The following is a 24,003-nucleotide window of genomic DNA, read 5'->3' as shown; positions in this document are numbered from 1 at the left end:
TCGCATGGGCCTCGCGGCGGGGGTGAGGCGGCTATGGTCACTGGCGTGAACGACCTGCCGGAGTTGCAGGCGCGTGAGCTCGCCGCGCTCGTCGAAGACCTGAGCTCGCTCGAGCCGCGGCAGTGGCGTTCCGCCACTTTGTGCGCCGACTGGGATGTCGAGGAGGTCGTGGCCCACCTCGGGGCGGCCGCGACACTGTCGCGGTGGGCCTGGTTTCGCAGCATGGTCGGGGCCTGGTTCGACGGTGATGTGCACAACCGGCGGCGGCTCGAAGAGTTCCGGGGCAGTGCGCCGGAGGAGACGTTCGAGCGGTTTCGCCGAGTCGGACCGATTGTGACGCCCGTGAAGCCGTCTCCGGCGGGGTTGGGCGAGGTGATCGTGCACGCGGAGGACATCCGTCAGCCGCTGGGGTTGAAGCACGCGCCGGACGCCGAGGGGCTGCTCGCGGTCGCGCGGTTCTTCGCCACCAAGAACTTCGCGGTGAACAGCAAGACCGTGGCCGCGGGTCTGGCTTTGCGGGCGACGGACGCCGGCTTCGCCGAAGGCGCCGGGCCCGAGGTCACCGGGCCGCTGCTGTCGCTGGTGATGGTGATGGCGGGCCGCGCGGCGTTCCTGGCCGATCTCGGTGGCGACGGTGTGGCGGAGCTGAGCAGCCGGCTGAGCGCCTGAGCTACGCGCGTACCACCGGTTCGAGCAGCGACAGTGTCCGCTGCGGCGCGTCGAGGCCGACGCGGAGGCCGACCGACATCGGCAGGTGCGGGCCCGCGTGCGTGCCAGACGACACCCATCCCGCCGGCACCGAGGCGTTCCTCCAGCCGATAACGCCCGGCGATCACCTGCGCAGACACACGCACAGTGTAGAGGGCGCGCGGCCGGGTGGTGACGTGTTCACGGCATCTCGGTCCACGTGGCGGGCGTCCTGTCGTCCGTCTGAGCAAGGGCGCGGGGACACCGTGGACCGGCTCTGTTCCGGTTGGCTCTTGATGACCCGCGTGACGCCGGCGTCCGGCCTGCCCGCGTGGGGCGGCGAGAACGGCTTCCAGCGCGGTCCGGGCGTCGACAACGGGGAGGTTTCCGTGCCGCCCCCACGATCCTGACCACACACCATCCGGGCCGCAGGTGGCCCAGGAACGGCCTCGGGAACTGGAACTGCGACGCGTGGCCGGAGTCCGCGAGGGTGGGGGAGTTGACCGTCAGGAGCATGACGTCGCGGTCGCCGTTGACGACCAGGTGGGCTGGGTGATGGCCTATAGCGCGGCGTCGCGGTCGGCCTCGGGCCACTGCTCCCAGCTGACTACGGCCTGCTGCTGCCGCTCGCCGGTCGCGGGCGTGGCCTCGACGTCGTCGTCGGCGCCGCGCTGGTGGCGGCGCTGCCAAAAGTCGCGGCCTCGGCGCCCGCTACCGCGGCTGCCCCTTCCGTGACGCCGCCGTCGAGCTGTCTGATCCGACCACCCGGCTGCCCCTGGTGATCGAGCACCAGCACCGGATCCCGCGCCCGAACATCGACACCGCCCGCCAGGCCGCCGCCGACCCGACCAGCTCGGCCGAAAGACCGCGGGACTGTTCGAGCGTGCCATGGCACTGTCCACCTCGCTCAACATCACCTAAGCGTTCGACTTCGCACGCACGTCGCCGTGGTCGCAGCCGGGGCCGGCAACTCGCTTCGGCCGCCGGCGAAAGGCCGATGCCGCGCGCGACTTCGAGATCGACCATGCCCATGAGCACGCCGAGTTCCGAGCCGGGTGTGGCCCCGGCCGTCGCGCAGTTCGAGGATGGCCGGCTCGTCGGCTGCGCTGACAGCGCAGTCGATGCCGAGCTCGCGGGCGGTCTCCGTCCACGAAGGGTCCGAAGAGGACACCACCTGAGCGGCCCCGCAGCGGTCACGCCGCCGGCGCCGTGGACGAGCAGCGTCTGCTCGTTCGTCCATCCGACGGCGTCGCGCAGGGCCTGGTCGGCGGTGCGGGCCGGGACGGCGAACGCGGCGGCCGCGGCGAAGTCCGGCTGCGCGCATCACTCGGGGTACTCGGCGTTGTAGCGGGCTTTCCATTCCGGGACGAGCGCCTCCTCGGTCGCGCCGCCGAAGGTGTAGGCGGGGGAGAGGATCGGGTGGACCTCGTCGACGTGGATGAGCACGGCGTGGTGGAACGGGTAGCCCGGGCCGTTGGCCGCCAGCAGCCAGTCGGCGAGCCACGTGTGCACGGGGTCGCCCGGCGGAAGGATCTCGGCGGTGCCCCGGAAGCGGTAGCCGCGGCGGCGGAAGAAGTCGATCGAGTTCACCTCGACTCGCGGATCGTGCCGCAGGTTCTCGACGGTGCCCGGCGAGGCCATGTCCATGAAGGCCAGGTGCTCGTCGTCGTACACGCTCACGGAACCCTTGGGCGACAGGTTCGGCGCGCCGTCGGGGCGGACGGTGGCCACAAAGGACAGCTTCGCGTCGGCCACCACACGGCGCATGTCGTCGTCGATGACGGTCACGGATTACCTCTTTTCGGATGCGGTCGCGAAGAGCCGGTCGAGGCTGAACGCGAACGTGCGGACGGGCGCGAGGGGCAGGAGCAAGGCTACGGCGCAGGAACTGCAGACCGGCGCGCTCAGCGGCGCTTCCGAGCCGAGGACCAAAGCCATGGACAACACGAACACCCACTGCAGGGCCGTCGCGCCCAGGCCGACCACCGCGCCGCGACCCCGGCGAGCAGCGCGAGGCCCATAAATGCGCTCCGCGACGGTCACCGCCCCACGCGGCGACGCCGGCCAGGTAGGGCACGAGCTGGCGCGGGTACGCCGTGAAGACCGCGAAGCCGCCCACGCAACGTTGCCGGTGTGCACCGGACCCCAGAGACCGAAGCGGTCGGCCCACCGCGGAGCGGAAGCCGGCAGACAGTGCCGGCCGTGCGAACACGGTCGCGACCGGCCACGCGCGCACCGGCACCGCGGTGGTCTCCACCTCGTCCGACACCGACATCAGGCCTCCTCCTCCGGCGAGGGCCGACCGGCCGGGCCCGTCCTCCCCGCGCGAACACCATCGAGGCTAGGTCCCCGGACGCCGTGCGGGGAAAGACCGACCTCGGCGGATTGAGTACTTTCGGGTAATGGATTCTTGAAGCCCGGCACCTGCGGTACGTGGTCGGGGTGGCGGACACGCTCGATTTCCCTCGCGCCGCCGAGCAGCTGTACGTATCGCGACCGGCGTTGTCCGCGCGGGTCAAGGCGATCGAGCGGCATCCCGGCATCGCACTGTTCCGCCGGACCGCCTGCTCGGTCGTGTGCACGGACGCCGTGCGCGGTTCGTCGAGCACGCCCGCGAGATCCCGGGGCTTCCGGGCGAAGCGGAACGCGAGGCCCGGCAGCCGGCGTCCGGTCGGGTGCTGCCGATCGGCGTCCACGGTGTCGCGCCCGGAGACTTGACCGCCGAGATCATCGGCCGCTTCCGGGAGCGCAGCTCCGGCGTCGAAGTGGAGCTCGAGCGCCACGGCCGGAGGACCCTTCGGCCAGGCTGCGCGACCGCACGACGTCGCTCGCGTTCGTGCGGCCGCCGTTGCGCTCCCACAGGCTGCGCCTGCTGGACCGGGGCACCGAACGCCTCGTCGCGTGGCTGCCGTCGCGGCACCGGCTCGCAAGGCGCGACAGCGTGGACGTGACCGAGCTGCTCGACGGCCCCATCGCCGTCCGGCGCACGGCCGACCAGGTCCCGCGAAGCGTCCGGCCGGCCGCGCCTAAGGCACGGCCGGTCGAGGTCGCCGACGCCGACGAGGAGCTGCAAGCGGTCGCCGCCGGGCGCACGATCACGTCGACCGCGGCCGTCGCCGCGACCCCACTTCCCGCGCGCGGGCCTCACCTACGTGCCCCTGACGGGGCTGCGGTCCCAGCCGCCTCGCCCTGGCCTGGCACGCCGACGAGACCGATCCCGCCTGCCACGCTTTCGTCGCCGCCACCTGTGACGTCCTCGCCCGGCGCCGGGTGAGGAACTGATCCGCCGCCGGCTCAATGGCCGGACATGCCCCCGTCCACCGCGAGGGTCGTGCCGGTGATGTAGGACGACGCGTCGCTCGCCAGGAACACCACGGCCGCGTCCAGCTCGTGCTGCTTGCCCAGCCGGCCGAGCGGGCTGTGCTGCTTCACAAACGGCAGGAGCACGTCTTCGGGGATGTTCTCGGTCCTCTCGCTGGCGAAGTAGCCCGGCGCGATGGCGTTGACGCGGATGCCGCGCCGGCCCGACCACTGCTGGGCGAGGTCGCGGGTCAGTCCGAGGACGCCGGCCTTGCTCGCCGAGTAGGCCGCCTGCGGTGCGTAGGACTTGATGAGCGCGAGCACGCTGCTGATGTTCACGATGCTCGACCCGGCTTCCATCACGCGCCCGCACGCCTGCGCGGCCCAGTAGACGCCGTTGAGATTCACGTCGACGACCCGCCGGAACTCCTCGGGCGTCTCGCGCAGGGCCGGCACGGCGGTGCCGACGCCGGCGTTGTTCACGAGCACGTCGATGCGCCCGAACTCGGCGAGAGCGGCCTGCACGAGGGCGTCGCAGCCGGCCGGATCCGAGACGTCGGCGGCCACCACGGCGGCGCGCCGGCCCAGGTCTCGGACGCTTGCGGCGACCTCGGCGAGGCGGTCGGTGCGGCGGGCGGCCAGGACGACGTCGGCGCCGGCTTCGGCCAGCGCGCAGGCGAACCCCGCGCCCAGCCCCGAACTGGCGCCGGTGACGACGGCGACCTTGCCGTCGAGGCGGAACAGATCGAGCACCCCGGCCACGGTCACACCCGGCCGATCCGCGCGGCGGCGCGCAGCCCGGCGGCGGCGAGCGGCGCGACGGCGCCGCCCACGGACTCGAAACCCGAGCCGCGCGTCAGTCCCTGCCGGTAGCGCGCGTGGATGCCCTCGGCGATCACGGCGATCTTGAAGTAGCCGAGCGCGAGGTAGAAGTCGAGCCGGCCCAGGTCGCGGCCGCTGATCGTGGCGTAGCGCTGCGCGAGGTCACCCGTCGCGGGCAGCCGGTCGCTCGTGGACGCGGCCGCGCCGGCGAGCACGGGCGCGAACGCCGGGTCCGAGTAGACCAGGTGCAGGCCGAGGTCGGCGAGCGGATCGCCCAGCGTCGCCATCTCCCAGTCCACGACCGCGCGGGCCGTCGCCGGGTCGTCCGGGGCGAGGATGATGTTGTCGATGCGGTAGTCGCCGTGCACGATCGACGCACCGCTCTCGGCCGGGCAGGTCTCGGCCAGGCGCGCGTGCAGCGCCTCGATGTCGGGCAACGGGCGCGTCCGGACCCGTAACCACTGGTCGTGCCAGCGGCGGACCTGGCGGCCCAGGTACCCGTCGGGCCGGCCGAAGTCGCCGAGCCCGACGGCGTGCGGGTCGACCGCGTGCAGGCGGGCCAGCACGTCGACGAGACCCTCGGCGCAGCGCCGGATGTCGTCGTCGGTCAGCGCGTTCAGCTGTTCCGTGGTCCGGATGACGACGCCGTCGACGTGCTCCACCACCGAGAACGGCACCCCGAGCACTTCTTCGCCGCCCAGCACCACGGCGCGGGCGACGGGTACGTCGCTATGACGCAACGCCGCCACGACACGGTATTCGCGGCCCATGTCGTGGGCCGAGGGCGTGAGCCCGCCCAGCGGCGGGCGGCGCAGCACCCAGCGGCTGCGGCCGTCGGTGAGCACGTAGGTGAGGTTGGACCGGCCGCCCTGCAGCATTTCCGCGCTGAGGTGACCGCCGAAGCCGGGGACCTCGGCGGCGAAGAACGCTTCGAGCGCCTTCAGCTCGAGACCGTCCACTGCAGACGTCATCGCGCCGCCTTCGACTGGCGGCGCAGCACGCGGCGCGCGATGGCCCAGCGGTGGGTCTCCGACGGGCCGTCGTAGATGCGGAACGGGCGGACCTCCCGAAGGAACCGGCCGAGCAGCACGTCGCCGGAGATGCCGAGCGAGCCGCAGATCTGCACCGCGCGGTCGACCACGCGCCAGATCGCCTCGGCGCAGAACGTCTTCGCGATCGCCGTCTCCTGCGACGCGTGCCCGCCCCGGTCGAGCTCCCAGCACGCCTGCAGGATGAGGCCGCGCGACGCGGCGATGTCGATCTCGTTGTCGGCGATCATCTGCTGCACCATGCCCAGGTCACCGAGCCGCGAGCCGAACAGCTCACGCTCGGCCGCCCGGGCGACGGCGATGTCCTGGGCGCGGCGGGCGATGCCGAGCCAGCGCATGCAGTGGGTCATCCGCGCGGGGCCGAGGCGGACCTGCGCGTAACGGAAGCCTTCGTCCACCTCGCCGAGCACCGCGTCCTCGGGCACGACGCAGCCGTCGAAGTCGAGCTCGATGTGGCCGCCGAAGAGGCTCTCGTCGAGCGTGTCGATGTGCCGGACCACCTTCATGCCGGGGTTGTCCGCGTCGACGAGGAACATCGTCGCGCCGCCGGTGTGGCCGGGCTCGCCGGACGTGCGGGCCATGCAGATCGTGAACCCGGAGCCCTCGGCCCCGGTGATGAACCATTTGCGGCCGGTGATGCGCCAGCCGTCCTCGACGCGTTCCGCCAGCGTGGCCAGGGCGCCCGGGTCGGACCCGGCACCCGGGGCGGGCTCCGTCATCGCGAAGCAGGAGCGGATCTCGCCGGTCGCGAGCGGCCGCAGGTAGCGGTCCTTCTGCTCGTCGGTCGCGATCGCCTCGAGCATGTGCATGTTGCCCTCGTCGGGCGCGGCGATGTTGAGCGCGAGCGGGCCGAGCAGCGAGTAGCCGGCCTCCTCGAACACAGCGGCGCGGCCGCGCATGTCGAGACCGTGGCCGCCGTACTCGGCGCTGACGTGCGGGGCGAAGACGCCCGCGTCCTTCGCGGCCTGCTGCAGTTGCCGGCGGACGTCGTCGGAATGGACCACGCCCTTGTGCTCTTCTTCGACGGGGATCACCACGTCGCGGACGAACTTCGCGGTGCGCTCGGCGAGGTCGGCGACCTCCGGCCCGGGCGAGAGGTCGACGGCCACGGCGCTCTCCCATCGGCTAATGACTAGTAGCCGATGACTATAGGTGGGTTCTCCGGCGGTGTCACAGTGCGGTGGCATCAGTCACCCCCGTGGAGGCACGTCGGCTATCCTGCGTTAGCCGAAGGGAGGTCGCGTGGACCGGTCCGGCCACATCCGTGAGGCCGCGCTCGAGCTGTTCACCCGCAAGGGGTTCGAGAGCACCACCATGGGCGACATCGGCGCCGCCGTGGGGATCCGCGGCCCCAGCCTGTACAAGCACGTCGCCGCGAAGCAGGACCTGCTGGTGGCGATCATGGTCACGACCATGGAGGATCTGCTCGCCGCGCACCGCGCCGCCGTCTCCGGTGTCACCGACCCGGTCGAACGCCTCCGCCGTGCCACCGAGGCCCACGTCCGCTACCACGCCCGGCACCGGCTGGAGGCCTTCGTCGGCACCCGCGAGATCCGCAGCCTCGCCGAGCCGCACCTGACTCGCGTGCTCGCCCTGCGCACCGAGTACGAGGCCTGTTTCCGCGCGGTCGTCCAGTCCGGTGTGGACGCGGGCGTGTTCCAGGTGGACTCCGTCCGCCTGGCCTCGTACGCGATCCTCGACCTGGGCATGGGCGTCGCGGTCTGGTACCGCGCCGACGGCGAACAGAGCGAGGACGCGCTGGTGTGGCAGTACAGCCGGTTCGCGCTCCGGCTGGTGGGGGTCACGGCGTAGTTCTGCGCGCGATGTCGTCGACGTCGTTCGTGGCGCTCCGGGAACCTTCCCGTGGTAGAACCAGCTGACCCTTCACCGGAACCCGACTGGCAGGATCGCGCGGATGATCGTCGACGCTCATGTGCACCTGGCGCGGCTCCCGACGTTGAAGCTCGACTGGGACACCTGGCTCAGCCCCGCCTCGGACCGGGCGGAGGTGGCGTCCGTGTACGGGCCGGACGGCGCGATCGTCCCGGAGCGGATCGACGCGCTGTTCGCCGCCGACGGGGTGGACCGCGCGCTGCTGTTCACCGAGCACAGCCCGCGGGTCACGGGCATCCAGCCCCCCGAGGACCTGCTCCCGGTCCTCGACTACAACCCGACGCGGTTCCGCCTGGTCGCCAACGTCAACCCGCACCTGCACTACCCGGTCGTGACCGAGCTGCGCCGGCAGCTGGACCTGGGCGCCGTCGCCCTGAAGATCCACCCGGTCCACGGCAACTTCGCGCCGAACGACCGGGAGCTCTACCCGGCCTACGCCGAATGCGAGCAACGCGGAATCCCGGTGATCACGCACACCGGCCCCAGCTCGTTCCCCGGCGCGAGCGGCCGCCGCGGGGACCCGGTGCTGATGGACGACGTGCTGCGCGACTTCCCGGACCTCACCGTCGTGCTCGCGCACGGCGGCCGCGGCTGGAGCTACGAGGTCGCCGGCTTCATGGCGCTGGCCCGGCCGAACGTCTGGCTCGACATCGCCGGCCTGCCGCCGCGCAAGCTGCCGCAGTACTACGACCGGTTCGACCTCGACCGCATCGCGGCGAAGTGGATCTTCGGCACGGACTGGCCCGCGTCCCCCGGCATCGGCGTCAACCTCAAGGCCGTGGCCGGCCTCGGACTCGCGCCGAGTGTGCTCGACGCGGTGCTCGGCGGCAACGCCGAACGCGTCTACCGGCTGACGTGACCGGCCGGCCGCAGGCTCTTGTGGCCGGGGTGGCGCTGACGATCGTCAAACGCCGAGCTCTGCGGCGTCGCGCCGGGGGTGCCGGTGCGGCCTCCTGTGCACCTCGCCGCTTCGCTGCCGCGCGCGTGACCGGCCACGTCGTCGTCTGACCAGAGGGCGGCCGCCACCACGCCGGAGCCGACGGGGGCCAGGCCGACCCGCCGCGGGCCCGACGCCCACTCCGCCGTGACCCACTGCCCGTGCGTCGGGCTGCGGGTCACCGACCACGCGGGGTCGGCGTCCAGGTTGTCCACGGAGCGCCACCGCACCCTCCCATCCGCCTCCGGCGAACCGGGGTAACGATCAGGCGCGGACCGGGCTGTCGCGCAGGTACGCGGCCACCCGGATCCGCAGCCCGCGCAGGTCGGCCAGCGAGATGGTGAAGCTGTACACGGGCCGGTAGCCGACGACCTCGGACGCCTCGCCGCACGGCCCGCTCAGGTACACGAACCCGTCCTCGTCGTCGCGGTGCGGCTCGGCCCACAGCTGCTCCGGGCCGCGAGCCGTGCCGCGGTAGGCGCGCCAGAACAGCGGCGTCTTCATGATCTCACCCAGCGCCGCGGCGAACGCCGCGACGTCGTGCTCCGGCAGGCCGAGGCCGCGCCCGTCCCAGGCCCGCGGCAGCGCGCGCGCCGCCGTGTGGTCCTCGACCAGCGGTGTGCACGCGAACACCGCGATGTCCTGGCACAGCCGGACCGTCCACCGCCGCATGTCCGCGGTCACCGGAATCTGGAACATCCCTCGCCCACCCTCCTCCCCAGGAGAATCGTCCATCGTAGACCGGCGCGGCCCGCGGAGAAAGTCGTTCATCAGGCCGCAATCAGGGGTGATCCGTGATTCGCGTACGTCGGCTGGGCCGGCCCCGCCGACATGAGCATTTACCGAACGGGCACGCCCGCGGTGCGGTTTGGCTGGTCAAGGGGCGCCGGGACGTCTGGCTGATCGCCGACGCCCAAGAGCGGGCGGCAGCGCTCGGCCGCGTGTACACCGAGGACGTGACGGTGGTCGAGCCGAATCGGGTGCCGGGAACGGGAGGCGCGGACCGACCAGATCACCGAGCTGTACCAAGCTCATCCACCGGCCGACGCGGCTTCCGCGTCGGCCGGTGTGCGCGGACGCTTAGGGGTGTACGTGATCGAACAAAACCTGTTCGCGGAGCCGCGGGGAGGAGATGGTGGAACCGTTGCCCACCATCGTGTTCTCCGGCAAGGTGCGGCTGGAACCCCGACGGGTCAGGGAAGCCCGGCGTGCGGCACGTCCACCCGGACCGTGGCGAGGCGACCTTCGCGGGCGTTCTTCCGGGCGTTCTCGTCGAAGTCGGGCGCAGTGCACAGGTAGAGGGTGCGGCCGTCGGCGCCACCGAGCATGCAGGCGAACACGCCGGTGCCCGTGGGGATCTCGCCGGTGATCTCGCCGCCCTCGCGCACGCGGATCACGCGGGCGCCCACGGCGTCGGCGATCCAGAGCGCGCCCTCGGCGTCGAGGCAGCAGCCGTCGGCGCCGACGACCACCTGCGCGATCGCGGCCGGGAGGTCCTCGCCCGTCGGCACGTCACCGAACTGCGCCCAGATCCGGCGGTTGCTCAGCGACCCGTCGTCGGCGACGTCGAACGCCGTGACGCGGTTGCCGAAGGTCTCGTTGACCAGGAGCACGCCGTCGTCGGTGAGCACGCTTCCGTTGGGGAACCACAGGTCCCGCGCGACGGTGGTGACGGTGCCGTCCGGGTCGGCCCGCAGCAGCGACGCGGATTCGAGCGGGGCGCCGCCCATGAGGTCGAAGCCGAACTCGCCGACGAACGCGCGGCCGCGGGCGTCGACGACCATGTCGTTGGGGTGACCCTTGACCTGGCCCGACAGGTCGGCGTGGGGCACGAGCGTGCCGTCCGGTTCGCGGCGCAGCAGCAGGCGGTCGCGCATCGACACGACCAGCAGCCGGCCGTCGGGCAGCCAGCCGAGGCCCGAGGGCTGCTGCGGGACCTCGGCTTCCGTGCGCAGGTCGGTGCCGTCTTCGGCGGCCGAGCACACGCGGTGGGTGTAGAAATCGGCGAACCAGATGCGGTTCTCGTGCCAGCGTGGGCACTCCAGGTAGGACAGTCCTTCTAGGATGGTGGTCGTCTCGCGGCTCATGATTCCCCTGTGGACGGTGTGGGTTCGGGTCAGCCGGCGGCGGCGTCGAGGAAACGCTCGAGCTCGCGTTCGAGGTCGGGGCCGCACGGCTGGAAAACGATCTCGGTGACGCCGCGGGAGGCGTAGTCGTCGACCTTGCGGCGGACCTCGTCGCGGGTCCCGCTCAGCGTCACCTCGCGCAGCGTGGAGTCGCCGCCGGCCTGCCAAGCGACGCCGTCGGCTTCGTTGAGGTCGACACAGTGCCCTGAGTGGACGGTGAGGTGGCGGTGTTCCTCTGGTGTTTTCTCCACCACCTCGAGCCATTCCGCCCCGCCGGGCAGGGTACGCACCGCGTCGGGGCCGCCGAACTCGTAGGCACCGTGGAAGGACAGCGCCCAGCCCGGGCCGGCGGCGGAGCGCGCGTGGGCGGAGTCGGTGGGCTCGCCCTCGTCGAGCACCGTGCCCCACTCGAGGAACGCGACCCAGGGGTGGTCCTTCATGAACTCGGGCGTCTGCAGCGTGGCGAACAGCCCGTCGCCGAGTTCGCTCGCGACCTTGTTGCCCTTGGGGCCCAGCGCGCCGACCAGGATCGGCACGTCGACGGGCCGGGCCGGAGCGTGGCCATCGGGGTGCAGCATCCGCATCCGCGCGCCCTCCCACTCCACGGTTTCGCCGCGTAGCAGCCCGCGGTACGCGCGAATGTAGGACTCCATGAACGCCCAGCGCACGGCGCCGTAACCCATTGCCCGGCGGCCGGAGAAGCCGGTGCCGAACGCGACCGCCACGCGGCCGGGCGCGAGCGCGGCGAGGGTCGCGGTGGCGGCGGCGTTGACCATCGGGTGGCGCAGGCTGGGCACGAGCACGCCCGGGCCGAGTCCGATGCGCTCGGTGCGGTCGGCGGCGAGCGCGAGGGTCATCCACACGTCGGGGCTTTGCTGGGGTGTGTCGTACACCCACGCCCGGTGGTAGCCGAGTCGCTCGGCGAGTGCGATTTTCACCGGAGAGTCCAGGGCGGTGGGGAACGCGCAGGACACGTCCACGGTGTCCTCCTCCCGATCGACGACGGATCGCGGCAGAACGTCTACCTGGGACAATGACTAAGCGCATAGTCATAATCGCTGGTGGTGTGGGACGATACACACACCCGAGGGGCGGAGCAAGGCCTGCCCGGCAGCGCTTCCGACGGAAAGGACCTCCGATGAGCGCCCAGCGATCCGCGCTCCCCGACCTGGCGGACGACTCGCCCGACCTCTGGGACGCCGGCTTCGGCAAAGCCGCGCGCGGCCTGCTCACCGGCGGCGTGCGCTGCTTCGCCGCCCAGGGCTTCCACGCCACCACGACCCGGGACATCACCGCCGCGGCCGGACTCTCGCCCGCCGCGCTGTACGTGCACTTCAGCTCCAAGGAGGAAGTGCTGTTCGAGATCACCCGCGCCGGGCACAAGAGTTCACTAGACGTGCTGAACCGCGTCCCGCCCGGCGCCGACCCCTCAGCGCACCTGCGCGCCCTCGTCGCCGCCTTCGTCTCGTGGCACGCCCGCCACCACGTCGCCGCGCGCGTCAGCCAGTACGAACTGGGCGCGCTGACCCCCGCGCACTACGACGTGATCGTCGGCCTGCGCCGCCGGTCCACCTCTGTCTTCCACGACGCCCTCACCCACGGCACCACCACCGGCGCCTTCCCCGACGTCGACGCGCACCGGGTCGTGCGCGCGATCCTCTCGCTGGGCGTCGACCTGGTCCGCTGGTACCGGCTGGACGGGGCGGACTCGCCTGAGGAGCTGGGGGAGTACTACGCCGACCTGGCGCTGGGGATGGTGTCGGCGGCGGCACGCCGGAGCGCCTGACGCGGCGGCGGGTGAACCAGGGTCCCTGACCCGGCGGCGCGCCTGCACGATGGCCGCGCTGGTTCCGGCGCCGGGTCGAGCCCCAGCGCATGGTGTGCACCACCGTCTGGGCGAAGGCCCGGCAGGGTCGTCCCAGCGGCTTCGTCGTGACGAGCAGCCCCCGACTCGGGGAAACGATCACACGCCGTGGATGATCACGGGGTGATCACGTTCCGAGGCCCTGGGGGGCACGCGACACCGGCCGGAGTGCTGAAACACCTGTTCGACGAGGCGGCCGTTCGCCGGGGAGCGGTGGTGGCGCTGGTGGCGGCGGCGGTCGTCTTCGTGGCGGGCGTGCTCGCGGTCGTGTGCACGCTGTGGCCGGTGGATCTGGAGGTCTACCGCTTCGGCGCCCAGGCGCTGGCGCACGGCCGCGACCTCTACGGCCCGCTGCCGCCGACACGGTCGGGGATGCTGCTGCCGTTCATCTACCCGCCGTTCGCCGCCATCCTGTTCCTCGTGCCGGCCGCGGTGCCCACGCCGGTGGCGGCGATCCTGATGCTGGCGATTTCGCTGACCGCTCTGGGTGTCACCGTTTACGTCGTCGTGCGGCCGCGCGCCGGAAGGCGTACGGCGGGGCTGGCCGCGGTCGTGGTCGGGGCGGCGTCGCTGGCGTTTGAGCCCGTGCGCGAGACGCTGTGGTTCGGGCAGGTCAACCTCGTGCTCATGGCGCTGGTCGTGATCGACTGCCTGGGGCACAAAACCCGCCTGCCGCGCGGGGTGCTGGTGGGTCTGGCCGCGGCCGTGAAGATCACGCCGGCCGGGTTTCTGCTGTTCTTCTTGCTGAGGAAGGACTTCCGCGCGCTCGCCACCGCGCTCGGCACGTTCGCCGCGGCCGGCGTGGTCGGCTTTGTGGTGGCCCCGCAAGCTTCCGCGGCCTACTGGTTCGACGGTGGGCTGACCGGCGCGTCAGGGATGAGCGGTTCGATCTTCGCCACCAACCAGTCCATCCAGGGCGCCGTCCACCGCTTCGGCCTCCCCGCGACGCCCGCGCTGGTCCTGGTCGCCGCGGGGACCCTGGCCGCCTTGCTGCTCGCGGCGGCGGCCATGCGCCGGGCCGACGAACCGGTCGCCTTCCTCCTCAACGCCGCCGCGGTCCTCGTGTGCTCACCCATCTCGTGGTCGCACCACTGGGTCTGGATCGTCCCCGCGACGATCGTGCTGGCCGGCCGCGCCACGACCGGCCGTGCGGTGGCGGGTCTGGTGGCCGTGATCGCGATCTTCATCGTCGCGCCGCATTCGCTGCTGCCCGACGACGACTTCCGCGAGCTGTCGTGGGGGCCGCTGGACCACGTGATCGGCAACAGCTACCTGTTGGTGGCACTGGGTTTCCTCGTATGGCAGTTCGTCACGCGGCACCGCCGGGCGCTTCCCGTACCACTGCTGCCGTAGCACTACCCCGGCGAGGGCGATGTCCGCCTCCGAAGCCTCGTAGACCTCCTTGCCGTCGAGGTCCTCGCACAGCTTCGGCGCGACGAACTCCTGGGCCCACTGCGCGGCCCGGAACCGCAGCGGCGGTCGACCCGGAGCGAGCGACTTGACAGCTCCTTCCAGCGCGAACTTCGAAGCCGCGCACCCGTGGTTGTACGGCGCGCCCACCAGCCCGTCGGCACTGGTCGTGACGATCGGCCGGCCCTTGCTCGCGCGCAGGTGCGGCAGCGCGGCCTTCATGACGGCGAGGTTGCCGAAGAAGTTCGTCTCGAGGACGAAGCGGAAGCCGTCCATCGTGATCTGCTCCGCCGTGCCGAGGGCGAAGATGCCCCGGCCTGAGAGACCACCGAGTCGAGACGGCCGTGGGCTCGGGCCACGTCGTCGATCTCGGGCGTACACGGCGGGGTGGTCGGTGATCTCGAGGAACCGGATCTCGAGCTCGCCCCCGCAAGCCCTCGCGTTTTCGGCCGGCTCGGCCATGCGCTGCTCGTCGCGCCCGGTGGCCACGACGGTGTATCCGGCCGCCGCGGCGTCGAGGGCGATCGTGCGCCCAACCCGCCGTGGTGCCGGTGACGAAGCGGACCTTGCTGGCCATGGGAAGCCGCCTGCCTTGTGCACACACCTTGTGCGTTGATCAGACGCCGGCAGCGCCGCGTGTTCTGGCAACGCACACGTCGTGCGTTATGCTGCGCCGGTGACTTCCTTTCAGCGCGCCCGTTCGCCCGAGAGCAAACGCCGGCGTGCGGAAGCCCTGGTCGACGCCGCACGCACGCTCGCGCGGGAGCGGGGCGTCGCGTCGGTCAGGCTGACGGCGATCGCCGATCAGGTCGGCGTGCACCATTCGGCGATGCGCCGCTATTTCCCCTCGCACAAGCACGTGCTGTTGCGGCTCGCGGCGGACGGCTGGGCGAGCTGGGCGGACGCGGTCGCCGGGGAGCTGCGCGGGCGCACGGTCTCGCCTGAGGAGTTGGCGGAGGTGCTCGTCGCGCACCTGGCCGCAGATCCGTTGCTGTGCGACCTGTTCGCCAACGTCCCGCTGCACCTGGAGCAGGACGTCGACGTCGACCACGTCGTGGAGTTCAAGCGGACCAGTCGTGAGGCGATCGACATCCTGACTGCGGCCCTCGGCGCCGCGACGCCTTCCCTCGCCGCCGCGGCGATCGACGTCGTCACCGCGGCCAACGCCCTCGCGGCCACACTGTGGCAGGTCACCCATCCCGGGGCCGAGCTCGCGGCGGCGTACCGGGCGGACGCGTCGTTGTCGCTCGTCGGCCCCGGTGATTTCACCCCGACGCTGACCCGGCTGCTGGCAGCGACCTGCGCCGGGCTCGCAGCCGCGCCACTACGCTGACTGTCCGTCCGACGAGGAGGGCCATGGCCGACGAACGGTTCGACAGCTGGGTGGGACAGCTGGACTACCCAATGTACGTCGTGACGTGCCGCGACGGTGAGCGGCAGGCAGGCTGCCTGGTGGGGTTCGCGGCGCAGTGCAGCATCTCGCCGCCGCGGTTCATGGTGTGGCTGTCGAAGGAGAACCACACGACGGAGGTCGCGGCGGGCGTGGGGGAGCTCGTCGTGCACCGGCTGACGCGGGACGCGGCGGAGCTGGCCCGGCTGTTCGGTTCGCGCAGCGGCTTCGACGTCGACAAGTTCTCCTTGTGCGCCTGGCATTCCGGGCCGCGTGGTCTTCCGCTGCTCGACGGTTGCCCCGACTGGTTCGCCGGCGAAGTCCTGTCACGCCACGACACCGGCGACCACGTCGGGTACCTGCTGAGCCCGTTCGCCGTCGCGACGAGCGGCGGCCGGCAGCTCGGGTTTCAGGATGTGCGGGACTTGCCACCGGGCAACGAAGCCTGAGCGCCGTGCATCAGGTGTTGTGCGTATGCGGACAGCTTTTGGGGAGTTCCCTCACGGGTGATGAGGCCGAGGTAACCGTCGGGGCGCACGAGGGCGAGGCCGTGGTCGCCGGTGCCGTAGCGGTCGGTGAACGAGTCGTCCGGGTCCTGGAGGCCGCTGGGCCCGACGGGGGCGACGGTGCCGAGCCCGGCCAGGGCCGCGCGGAACTCGTCGAGGACCGCCGGGTCCCGGCTGCTCGTGAAGAGTAAGTGGCCGGGTTGGCGGAGCAGCTCGTCGAGTGAGGTCGGCGCGCCGTCGGCGGTGCGCAGGCCGGGCAGGTCGGGCGCGTGGTCGCCGGGGTGCGGGTGCCGTCGGGAGGTCGCGCGGCCGGTGACGATGGGGCTGCCGCGGTAGTGGATGTCGACCTCGGCGATGCCGGAGAGCACCTCCTCGCGCACGGGCGGGACGTGGCCCACGAGGAACAACGCGAGGTTGCGCAGCCCGCGTTCGGGGCCGTTCACCGTCATCACGTCGGTCATGCGCGTCGTCTGCTTGACCACGGACGCGCCGATCCGGTGGCGTTCGGCGTGGTAGGAATCGAGCAGCGCGGGATCGGCACGGCCGGAGGTGACCAGGGCGAGCTTCCACGCGAGGTTGACCGCGTCCTGGATGCCGGTGTTCATGCCCTGACCGCCGGCGGGGCTGTGGATGTGCGCGGCGTCGCCGGCCAGCAGCACGCGGCCGTGCCGGTAGCGGGGCACCTGGCCGTGGTGTACCTCGAAGTACGTGAGCCAGTGGGCGTCCGACACGTGCCAGGCGCCGCCCGCGCGCTGGTCGACGAGCTGTTGCGTCTCGGCGATCGTCGGGACTGTGCCGGCCGCCGGGCGTTCGACTTCGAACAACAGCCGCGTGCGGCCCTCGGGCAGGGGGAACACGCCGGCGATGCCGTCGCGGTGCGCGAACATTCGCACGGTGTCGGGTGAGTGTTCGGACTCGGCGACGACGTCGGCGAACAAGAAATGTTGACCTTCGAACACGCCCTCGATCCGGGTGCCGACGGCCGTGCGCGTGGTGCTGTGCGCGCCGTCGGCGCCGACCACCCAGGCGTAGCGGGACCGGTCGCGCCCGGCCGCGGAGGTGAAGGTGGCCGTGACGCCCGTCGAGTCCTGCTGGAGGGTTTCCAGCGTCACACCGCGTTCGACCCGGACGCCCAGGTTGGCCGCGTGTTCGGCGAGCAGCGCCTCGGTGCGCGGCTGGGCGAGGTCGAGAATGCGGCGGTAGCGGGTGGCGAGGTGCTCGGTGTCCAGTCGTACGGTGGGCTGCTTCGGGTCGCGGCCGGCGTAGATCTCCAGCGCGGTCATGGCGCACGCCTCGCGCGCCAGCCGAGGGAGAACGCCCATGGCGGCCAGGTGTTCCTGCGTGCGCGGGTGCACGACGACCGCGCGGGACTCCGTGGTGGGCTCCGCCAGCTGGTCGACCACGCGCACGCGCGCGCCCTGGCGCACCAGCTCGGCGGCGGCGGTCAAGCCCACTGGTCCGGCCCCCACGACCAGCACGGTGTCCTGCCCGGACGCGGTCACGGTGCGAGCGTCAGGTCGCGGTCATCTGTTTTGGCGAGTGTCACTTCCCGTTCCTCTCGGCGTCGCGAAAGGGTTACCCCAGTTCTGTCGCGGAGGCTTTCATGAGCGTTACAGAGGTTGTGTCGGCCGGAGAGGCGGTATGTCCACAGTAGACTATTCCGTGCGGAGCGAAGGTTTTTGTCGGGCCCCTGGCGTAGCCTGCGCAGTCATGGTGTTGACAGCTGAGATGCGCGAGCAGTTCCTGGCCGAGCCGCACGTCGGCGCGTTGTCGGTGGTCGAACGCCCCGACCGGGCCCCGCTCGTCGTGCCCATCTGGTACCAGTACACCCCGGGCGGTGACCTGTGGATCCGCGCAACCCCGGGCGCGCGCAAAGCCCGCGCGATCGAGGCAGTGGGGCGCTTCACCCTGATGGCGCAACGAATCTCGCCCACCGTTCGGTACGTCTCGGTAGAAGGCCCGGTCACCGGAACCGGGCCCAGCACCGACGACCGCACGCGGGAAATGGTGTCGCGGTACCTGCCGCCGGAGAAAGTCGCGCCCTTCCTGGACTTCGAGCGAACCCACATCGGGGAGCACATCGTCATTTCGATGCGGCCGCAACACTGGCTGTCCTCGGATCTGGGACCGGTCTGATTTCGCGCCGGCCTTCGGCTGCGCGGGCGTTTCCCTCGGTAGGGAGCGGGCTCGCGCGGACGACGGGGGCCGCGGCGGATGACGACGTCGGACAACGACGGACCTACGGATCCCCGCGCTCGCGACGAGGACTCACGGCGGTTTGCCGTTCCCGGCGCGCCAGCACGGCGGGCAGCCGCCAGGGCCGGCGCGGTGAGGCATGACGCGATTTTCAGGGCTCCTCGTGGTGCCCGCGCGTGTTGCCGGTCGCGGTGGATGCTGCCGAGCCTTCAACGTCGTGGTGTTCGGGCTGCTCCGCGGCTATGTGAGGTTCTCAGGGTGTGAGGAGATCGTGACCGACGGACTGTGGGCTCGCTTGAGCCGCTGATTCCGGTTCGTGAACGGCGTTTCCGCTATCCAGGCCGCAAGCGCGCGGATGATCGTGCGGCCCGGGAAGGAGTCCTGTATGCGTACCGGGATCGGCTGGAACCGGTTACCCACCGCTCTGTTCGGTGCTTTCGGCGCGACCTGCCGGCGCCGGTTGACCGAGTGAATCGAGGTCGGGGTGTGGCGGCAACTGCATGAACAGCTGCTCGCCGAGCTTCGCGGCGCCGGCCTGCTCGACCTGTCGGCAGCTCTGGTGGATTGCCCGCATCCGCACGCGCTCAACGGGTGAACACGCGGGGCGAGTCGGGTCGATCGCCGCAAGCTGGGCGCCACGCATCGTCTGATCGCCGACGCGCACGGCACTCCGCTCGCGGTCAAATCGACACTGGCCCGCGACCGCGGCAGCATCCCCATGATCGCCCGCCGCGGCGCCGGGCACGGGCTTTGGCCTGGGCACCGTCCGCCGGCCAGGCGAACGCACCTTCGCCTGGCTCAACGGCTTCCGCCGCCTACGGATCCGCGCCGGTCGCGCAGCAGGGCCAGGAGGATCGCGGCCAGGCCGAGGAGCGCCACCAGGGCGTTGGCTGTGGTGAGCACGATGGCCTGCCACATCACCGGCGGGTGCGTGCCGAACAGGTGGAAGAAGAAGTGCGGCACGGCGAAGAGCGAGAACGCCCCCGCGGCGGGCACGACGTAGTGCGTCTTCGGCTTGACCAGCGCGAGGCCGAGCACCAGCGCGACGGCCAGTGTCGCACCGCCGAAGTCGCGGGCGAAGTGTTCGCTGAACGGCGGGTTCAGGTCCACCGTGGGGAACGTGGTGTAGAAGCTTTCGGGGAACAGCTGGTTCCAGCCGCCGACGACCACCGAGAGGAGGAACGGGATCACCAGGGCCGCCCGGATGGCGAGGGTGTTCATGGGAATCCTTTCAGGAAAGTCGGTTCGCGACGCGGCGCAGGTACTCGGCGAACGTGCGCTCGCCCCGGGTGTGGTCTTCGCGCGGGAGCAGCGCGCCGCCGGTCATGGCCTTGCCGACCGCGCCCGGCAGGCGCACCGGCAGCACGATCTTGCGGGACCCGCGGGCTTTGACCAGCCGGCGGGCCATGTCGGCCATCTGGAGCTGCTCGGGCCCGGCGAGCGGCCGCACGTAGCCGCCGGGCTCCTGCCCGACCCGCGCGGCCAGCGCGCTCGCGACCTCGTCGGCCGAGACCGGCTGGGACAGTTCCCGCGGCACCACCACGAACGGCCCGCGGGCACCGTCCACAAGGGGCTCCGGAAATTCGTGGAACTGGGTGGCCCGCAGGATCGTCCACGGCACCGGGCCGGTGCGCACGAGCTCTTCCTGCTTGCGCTTGCCGAGTAGTAGCCGAGGTCGACCTCGTCCACGCCGACGATCGAGAGCGTGATCACGTGCCGCGCCCCGGCCGTCGCGGCGGCGTCCAGGAGGTTGCGCGTGGCGGCGGCGAAGAACCCGACCGCGGGCTTCCTGCGCACGGACATCACGTTGGTGACGTCGACGACTTCTTCGCAGCCGTCGAGCTTGCCGCCGAGCCCGGCGCCGGTCGTCAGGTCGACGCCACGCGAACGCGCGAGCACCACCGGCTCGTGCCCGGCCGCGGTCAGCTTCCGCACCACCTGCGCGCCGATCAGCCCGGTCCCGCCGGCGACAGCCACTCGCATCGGTCTTGCCTCATTTCGTCTCGGGTGTGGATCACTGCCCAGACTGCGCAGGTCCGGCGAACGTGACAGGCCGGTGTGTGATCCACACCTCCGGGTGCCGTGAACCGGTCCAGCGGGGCGAGGGTGAAGTGGACTACCGCTCCGGCGCGGGCGCGGGTTGACTGGACCTCGCCGCAGTTGTCCACACGAGATCGTTGAGAGGGAAAGATGCGGATCTTCCTCGCCGGTGCGTCCGGCGTTGTCGGGCGCCAGGTGGTGCCGGCGCTGCTCGGGGAGGGCCACGAGGTGGTCGGGCTGGCGCGCGGAGCGGCCTCGGCCGACCGGATCACCGCGCTCGGCGCGACGGCCGTGCTCGGCGACGTGTACGACGCCCCCGCGCTGGCCGAGCTCGTCCGCGCCGCCGCGCCGGACGTCGTGATGCATCAGCTGACGGACCTCGGCTCGGGCGACCGCACCGCGAACGCCCACGTGCGCACGGTCGGCACGCGCAACCTCGTCGACGCGGCGAAGGCCGCCGGGGTGCGGCGGATCGTCGCGCAGAGCATCTCGTGGGCCTACGAGCCCGGCGCCGCGCCCGCGACCGAGGACACGCCGCTCGACCTGGCCGGCGCGCCCGACCGGCTCGGTTCGGTGTCGGGCGTCGCCAGCCTGGAGACGGCGGTGTCGGAATTGCCCGAATGGGTGGTCCTGCGCTACGGCACCCTCTACGGCCCGGGCACCTGGTACACCGCCGGCGCCCTCATGGCCCAGCTCGCCGCGGCCGGCAACCTCCCGGCCACTGCGGACGTCACCAGCTTCCTCCACATCGACGACGCCGCCTCGGCCGCGCTCGCCGCCCTCACCTGGCCCACCGGCCCGGTCAACATCTGCGACGACGACCCCGCCGCGGGCCACGAGTGGGTCCCGGCGTTCTGCGCCTCAGTTGGCGCGCCGCCCCCTGCCCGGACCGACGGCGAACGCACGCCTTGGGCCCGGGCTGCCGACAACTCGCACGCTCGGAAGGACCTGGGCTGGCTCCCGAGCCGGACTTCGTGGCGGGAGGGCTTCAAGCTGGGCTGACCGTCGAGGCGGCGAACGGCGCGGGCCTGAGCTTGCTCGGCGCAGGCGTGGCCTGGCGCGCCACTGGCCGTGGGCCGGCGGGGCGGGAGTGCTTTGACCCCGGGCTGGAGGTGGCCGGAGTGGCGCGGTTCGGTCGGTTTCTGAGGGGAGAACGACGTACCGGTGCGGTCCAGGGGCCGGGCGGGGCCGTCCGCGGGTGTGGTGGGAGGGCTTCGACTCGGGTCGGGGAACCCGGCGCTGCGCAGGCGTGGCGCGGTTCGGTCGGTTGCTGAGGGGAGAACGACGTACCGGTGCGGTCCAGGGGCCGGGCGGGCCTTCCGCGGGCGTGGCGGAAGGGCTTCGAATGGGCCGATCGCTGCCCCAGCACACGCGGCGCGGTCCGGGTCACTCGGCGCGGCGAAGGGTGGCACCAGCGCGGCCCGGCGGCAACGGCAAGGGCAACGGCCACGGGTGCGGCTCGGCGTGAGCCGTTGGACCGGCATGCCCCAGCCGCCCAGTCTCGTCACCACGGGGTGATCTCGGCGCCCTCCAGGAGCCCCGCCAGTGTGTCCAGCGCCGGGCGCCACGAGTGTTGCGGTGGGGTGGCGTAGCCGAGGACCAGACCGGCGCGGTCGTCGGTGCCGTGCCAGTAGCTCGCGGTGTGCAGGCCCAGCAGGCGGACGCCCGCGTGGAGGCCGGCGTCGATGAGGCGCTTTTCCTCGTGCCGGGACCTCAGGGGCAGCAGGGTGTGAAGGCCGGCGGGGACGCCGTCGAGGGGGACATCGGTGAGGGTGGCGAGGCGGGTGGCCAGCTCGGCGCGCCGCTTCCGGTAGGTGTGGCGGGCGCGGCGGACGTGGCGGTCGTAGTCGCCGCGCTGGAGCAGGTCGGCGAGGGCGAGCTGGTCGGGGATGCCGACGGACGCGCCGGTGACGGCCAGCGCGTCGAGCACCGGGATGCGCAGCCGCGGTGGCAGCACGAGCCAGCCGAGGCGCAGGCCGGGCGCCAGCGACTTGCTGGTGCTACCCGCGAAGACCACGCGCGACGGGTCCAGTGCCTGCAGCGCGCCCACGGGTTTTTTGTCGTAGCGGAACTCGCCGTCGTAGTCGTCCTCGATGACGAAGCCGTCGCGGACGCGGGCCCAGTCGAGGAAGGCCGTGCGCAGACCGGGGCTCAGTACGACGCCGCGCGGATGCTGGTGGGCAGGCGTGAGCAGGACGGCGCGAACGTCCGGGCCCAGATCGGCGGGGTCCGCGCCGAGCGGACCCACGGGAAGAAGTGCGGTCGCGAGGCCGGCACCGTGGATGAGGCGCCGGTGGTGGACCAGGCCGGGGTCCTCGGTGCCGATCACGGACATCCCCGACTCCCGCAACGCGCGCGCCAGCAAGGCGAGGCCGTGGGTGAAGCCGCTCGTGATCACGACCGCCTCGGCCTCGGCGCGGACGCCCCGCGTCCGTGACACGTAAGTGGCCACCGCTTCGCGCAGAAGACGCGAGCCGGCCGGGTCGCCGTAGTCCAAACTGGACGGTCCCGCCGCTGCCAGGGCGCGTTTCACGCCGGCCGACCACAGCGCGTGCGGGAACAGGCTCAGATCCGGCCGCCCCGGCCGCAGGTCGAGCAGGCGCGGCTCGACCTCCGGTACCGCTTTCGCCGCGGGGAGCCTGGTTTCGGCGACGCGGGTGCCCGACCCGGTCGTGCTCACGAGCCAGCCCTCGGCCGCGAGCTGTGCGTAGGCCTCCACGACGGTGCCGCGCGCGATCCCCAGGTCGTCGGCCAGGCTGCGGGTGCCGGGCAGGCGCGTGCCGGCCGGCAGCCGCCCGGACGTCACCGCTTCGCGCAGCGCGGCCTCGATCGAACGCGCCCGCGGTTCGCCGCCGGCCTCGAGGTGCAGGTCGATCCCGAGCGAGCTCACCCCGCGACCGCCGCGGCCAGCCGGGCGAGCTTCGCCGGGTTCACGACGAAGAACACCTGGTCGATGCCCCGCGGCGACGCGTCCACCCAGCACGCCGCGAGCGGTTCGCCGTCGCGCGAGACGAGCACCACGTGCTGTCCGTTCGCCGTCACGACGGAAGTGTCGGCCTGCTGCCCGTGGATCCCGACCGCCCGCACCAGGTACTGTGCCACTCGATCGCGGCCGCGGACCGGCTTGCGCGCGGCCGTCGCCACGCCGCCGCCGTCCGAGTAGGCCACGGCCTGCTCGGCCAGCAGGCTCTGCAGGCCTTCGAGGTCGCCTCGCTCCGCTGCCGCGAGGAACGCCCGCAGCAACCGGTCGCGCTCGGCCGGGCTCACGCGCGCGGCGTTCGCGGGTGACGTGGCCCCGCGCCCGGTGGCCCAGCTGGCGGGCGTGCTGCTCGCTGATGTCGAGGAACCCGGCGATGTCGCGGTAGGGGTAGTCGAAGGCCTCCTTCAGCACGTACACCGCGCGCTCCTGCGGCGTCAGCCGTTCGAGCAGGACCAGCACGGCGAGCTCGAGCACCTCGCCGCGCTCCACCGTGACGTCGGTGCTGTCGGCGGTCGGGATCGGCTCGGGCAGCCACGGGCCGACGTAGAGCTCGCGGCGCGCCCGGGCCGAGGTCGCGGCGGTCAGCGCCAGGCGGCTCGCGGTGGTGACGAGGAACGCCTCGGCGTTGCGCACCGCACCGCGATCCGTGCCCTGCCAGCGGATCCACGTGTCCTGCACCACGTCCTCCGCGTCGGCCGCCGTGCCCAGCAGCCGGTAGGCGACGCCGAACAGGCGCGGGCGCGCGGCTTCGAACGCCGCCACCGCGTCGGTCAGTCCGCCACCGGCCACTTCGGTCACTCCTC

General features: G+C 72.3%; 25 protein-coding genes and 4 pseudogenes. 11 read left to right on the top strand and 18 right to left on the bottom strand.

The features are described from left to right. Positions 1-45 precede the first annotated feature (45 nt). Positions 46-669: a maleylpyruvate isomerase family mycothiol-dependent enzyme gene (locus tag AB0F91_RS36125; RefSeq protein ID WP_360605032.1), complete on the top strand. Its 624-nt coding sequence runs from the start codon at positions 46-48 to the stop codon at positions 667-669. Between the two features lies 1 nt (position 670). Here the strand turns inward: AB0F91_RS36125 and AB0F91_RS36120 are convergent, their stop codons facing one another. Together AB0F91_RS36120 and AB0F91_RS36115 are read right to left on the bottom strand one after the other, a co-directional pair. After that, positions 671-799, bottom strand: a complete 129-nt coding sequence (locus AB0F91_RS36120; protein WP_360605030.1) for a hypothetical protein — start codon at positions 797-799, stop codon at positions 671-673. A 1,211-nt stretch (positions 800-2,010) separates the two neighbouring features. Then, positions 2,011-2,475 carry a pyridoxamine 5'-phosphate oxidase family protein gene (locus AB0F91_RS36115; RefSeq protein ID WP_360605028.1) on the bottom strand — a complete coding sequence of 155 codons (465 nt, stop codon included), beginning with the start codon at positions 2,473-2,475 and terminating at the stop codon, positions 2,011-2,013. Positions 2,476-3,093: 618 nt separating this feature from the next. Here AB0F91_RS36115 and AB0F91_RS36110 point away from each other — a divergent pair. After that, positions 3,094-3,264: pseudogene (locus tag AB0F91_RS36110) on the top strand (LysR family transcriptional regulator); the annotation flags it as partial. Continuing rightward, positions 3,221-3,961, top strand: a complete 741-nt coding sequence (locus AB0F91_RS36105) for a LysR substrate-binding domain-containing protein (protein ID WP_360605126.1) — start codon at positions 3,221-3,223, stop codon at positions 3,959-3,961. The pseudogene AB0F91_RS36110 and the gene AB0F91_RS36105, both read left to right, overlap by 44 nt. 20 nt (positions 3,962-3,981) lie before the next feature. Here the strand turns inward: AB0F91_RS36105 and AB0F91_RS36100 are convergent, their stop codons facing one another. Genes AB0F91_RS36100 through AB0F91_RS36090 form a run of 3 tightly spaced genes read right to left on the bottom strand, consistent with a single transcriptional unit; the run spans position 3,982 to position 6,967 of the window. Continuing rightward, entirely contained in the window at positions 3,982-4,749 is a 768-nt protein-coding gene (locus AB0F91_RS36100) for a glucose 1-dehydrogenase (protein WP_360605026.1), read from the bottom strand. A gap of 2 nt (positions 4,750-4,751) precedes the next feature. Beyond that, positions 4,752-5,780 (bottom strand): phosphotransferase family protein, encoded by a 1,029-nt coding sequence (locus AB0F91_RS36095; protein ID WP_360605024.1) that lies wholly within the window; start codon positions 5,778-5,780, stop codon positions 4,752-4,754. Continuing rightward, the gene (locus AB0F91_RS36090; protein WP_360605022.1) at positions 5,777-6,967 is read right to left on the bottom strand and encodes an acyl-CoA dehydrogenase family protein; all 1,191 of its coding nucleotides are present in this window, start codon (positions 6,965-6,967) and stop codon (positions 5,777-5,779) included. The genes AB0F91_RS36095 and AB0F91_RS36090 overlap by 4 nt, the downstream gene beginning before the upstream one ends. 133 nt (positions 6,968-7,100) lie before the next feature. Here AB0F91_RS36090 and AB0F91_RS36085 point away from each other — a divergent pair, with 133 nt between their 5' ends. Both AB0F91_RS36085 and AB0F91_RS36080 read left to right on the top strand, forming a co-directional pair. Then, positions 7,101-7,670, top strand: a complete 570-nt coding sequence (locus AB0F91_RS36085) for a TetR/AcrR family transcriptional regulator (protein ID WP_360605020.1) — start codon at positions 7,101-7,103, stop codon at positions 7,668-7,670. A gap of 103 nt (positions 7,671-7,773) precedes the next feature. Continuing rightward, the gene (locus AB0F91_RS36080) at positions 7,774-8,610 is read left to right on the top strand and encodes an amidohydrolase family protein (RefSeq protein ID WP_360605018.1); all 837 of its coding nucleotides are present in this window, start codon (positions 7,774-7,776) and stop codon (positions 8,608-8,610) included. On the opposite strand, the gene AB0F91_RS36075 is transcribed toward AB0F91_RS36080, so the two are convergent. From AB0F91_RS36075 to AB0F91_RS36060, 4 genes are all read right to left on the bottom strand, one after another. After that, positions 8,595-8,903: a hypothetical protein gene (locus AB0F91_RS36075; RefSeq protein ID WP_360605016.1), complete on the bottom strand. Its 309-nt coding sequence runs from the start codon at positions 8,901-8,903 to the stop codon at positions 8,595-8,597. The two genes, AB0F91_RS36080 and AB0F91_RS36075, sit on opposite strands and share 16 nt — an antisense overlap. 49 nt (positions 8,904-8,952) lie before the next feature. Continuing rightward, complete coding sequence (locus AB0F91_RS36070; RefSeq protein WP_360605014.1) at positions 8,953-9,387, bottom strand: hypothetical protein; 435 nt, start codon at positions 9,385-9,387, stop codon at positions 8,953-8,955. A 494-nt stretch (positions 9,388-9,881) separates the two neighbouring features. After that, complete coding sequence (locus AB0F91_RS36065) at positions 9,882-10,775, bottom strand: SMP-30/gluconolactonase/LRE family protein (RefSeq protein ID WP_360605012.1); 894 nt, start codon at positions 10,773-10,775, stop codon at positions 9,882-9,884. 29 nt (positions 10,776-10,804) lie between these two features. Next, entirely contained in the window at positions 10,805-11,794 is a 990-nt protein-coding gene (locus tag AB0F91_RS36060) for an LLM class flavin-dependent oxidoreductase (protein ID WP_360605010.1), read from the bottom strand. Positions 11,795-11,952: 158 nt separating this feature from the next. Between AB0F91_RS36060 and AB0F91_RS36055 the strand changes: the two genes are divergently transcribed. Then, complete coding sequence (locus AB0F91_RS36055) at positions 11,953-12,600, top strand: TetR/AcrR family transcriptional regulator (RefSeq protein WP_360605008.1); 648 nt, start codon at positions 11,953-11,955, stop codon at positions 12,598-12,600. Positions 12,601-12,801: 201 nt separating this feature from the next. Next, entirely contained in the window at positions 12,802-14,031 is a 1,230-nt protein-coding gene (locus tag AB0F91_RS36050; RefSeq protein WP_360605006.1) for a glycosyltransferase 87 family protein, read from the top strand. Positions 14,032-14,175: 144 nt separating this feature from the next. Here AB0F91_RS36050 and AB0F91_RS36045 read toward each other — a convergent pair. After that, positions 14,176-14,688: pseudogene (locus AB0F91_RS36045) on the bottom strand (SDR family NAD(P)-dependent oxidoreductase); the annotation flags it as partial. A gap of 76 nt (positions 14,689-14,764) precedes the next feature. On the opposite strand from AB0F91_RS36045, the gene AB0F91_RS36040 reads away from it, so the two are divergent. Further along, positions 14,765-15,421, top strand: a complete 657-nt coding sequence (locus AB0F91_RS36040) for a TetR family transcriptional regulator (RefSeq protein ID WP_360605004.1) — start codon at positions 14,765-14,767, stop codon at positions 15,419-15,421. 23 nt (positions 15,422-15,444) lie between these two features. Then, positions 15,445-15,927 carry a flavin reductase family protein gene (locus tag AB0F91_RS36035; protein ID WP_360605002.1) on the top strand — a complete coding sequence of 161 codons (483 nt, stop codon included), beginning with the start codon at positions 15,445-15,447 and terminating at the stop codon, positions 15,925-15,927. Here the strand turns inward: AB0F91_RS36035 and AB0F91_RS36030 are convergent. Then, complete coding sequence (locus tag AB0F91_RS36030) at positions 15,888-17,486, bottom strand: FAD-dependent monooxygenase (protein ID WP_360605000.1); 1,599 nt, start codon at positions 17,484-17,486, stop codon at positions 15,888-15,890. The genes AB0F91_RS36035 and AB0F91_RS36030 overlap by 40 nt on opposite strands. Positions 17,487-17,694: 208 nt before the next feature. Here AB0F91_RS36030 and AB0F91_RS36025 point away from each other — a divergent pair, with 208 nt between their 5' ends. Further along, positions 17,695-18,120, top strand: a complete 426-nt coding sequence (locus tag AB0F91_RS36025; RefSeq protein WP_360604998.1) for a pyridoxamine 5'-phosphate oxidase family protein — start codon at positions 17,695-17,697, stop codon at positions 18,118-18,120. Between the two features lie 472 nt (positions 18,121-18,592). Here AB0F91_RS36025 and AB0F91_RS36020 read toward each other — a convergent pair whose 3' ends face one another. The 4 genes and pseudogenes from AB0F91_RS36020 to AB0F91_RS36005 form a co-directional block, all read right to left on the bottom strand. Then, a complete protein-coding gene (locus AB0F91_RS36020) occupies positions 18,593-18,925 on the bottom strand; it encodes a hypothetical protein (protein WP_360604996.1) in 333 nt (110 codons plus the stop codon). Between the two features lie 53 nt (positions 18,926-18,978). Next, positions 18,979-19,401 carry a hypothetical protein gene (locus tag AB0F91_RS36015; RefSeq protein ID WP_360604994.1) on the bottom strand — a complete coding sequence of 141 codons (423 nt, stop codon included), beginning with the start codon at positions 19,399-19,401 and terminating at the stop codon, positions 18,979-18,981. Between the two features lie 10 nt (positions 19,402-19,411). Beyond that, positions 19,412-19,816, bottom strand: a complete 405-nt coding sequence (locus AB0F91_RS36010; RefSeq protein ID WP_360605131.1) for a hypothetical protein — start codon at positions 19,814-19,816, stop codon at positions 19,412-19,414. Positions 19,817-19,890: 74 nt separating this feature from the next. Then, positions 19,891-20,163 (bottom strand): annotated as a pseudogene (locus AB0F91_RS36005) (NAD-dependent epimerase/dehydratase family protein); the annotation flags it as partial. Positions 20,164-20,370: 207 nt separating this feature from the next. Between AB0F91_RS36005 and AB0F91_RS36000 the strand changes: the two are divergent. Then, entirely contained in the window at positions 20,371-21,222 is an 852-nt protein-coding gene (locus AB0F91_RS36000) for an NAD(P)-dependent oxidoreductase (protein ID WP_360604992.1), read from the top strand. Between the two features lie 502 nt (positions 21,223-21,724). On the opposite strand, the gene AB0F91_RS35995 is transcribed toward AB0F91_RS36000, so the two are convergent. The 3 genes and pseudogenes from AB0F91_RS35995 to AB0F91_RS35985 all read right to left on the bottom strand — a co-directional run. Then, positions 21,725-23,110 carry a PLP-dependent aminotransferase family protein gene (locus tag AB0F91_RS35995; protein WP_360605124.1) on the bottom strand — a complete coding sequence of 462 codons (1,386 nt, stop codon included), beginning with the start codon at positions 23,108-23,110 and terminating at the stop codon, positions 21,725-21,727. Then, a complete protein-coding gene (locus AB0F91_RS35990) occupies positions 23,107-23,487 on the bottom strand; it encodes a nuclear transport factor 2 family protein (RefSeq protein ID WP_360605122.1) in 381 nt (126 codons plus the stop codon). Before AB0F91_RS35990 ends, AB0F91_RS35995 begins: the two co-directional genes overlap by 4 nt. 82 nt (positions 23,488-23,569) lie before the next feature. Next, positions 23,570-23,962: pseudogene (locus AB0F91_RS35985) on the bottom strand (sigma factor); the annotation flags it as partial. Positions 23,963-24,003 lie beyond the last annotated feature (41 nt).

Origin of the sequence: Amycolatopsis sp. NPDC023774 (assembly GCF_040639695.1) — a bacterium.
GTDB lineage: Bacteria > Actinomycetota > Actinomycetes > Mycobacteriales > Pseudonocardiaceae > Amycolatopsis.
This window is presented reverse-complemented; position numbering and strand designations above follow the sequence as displayed.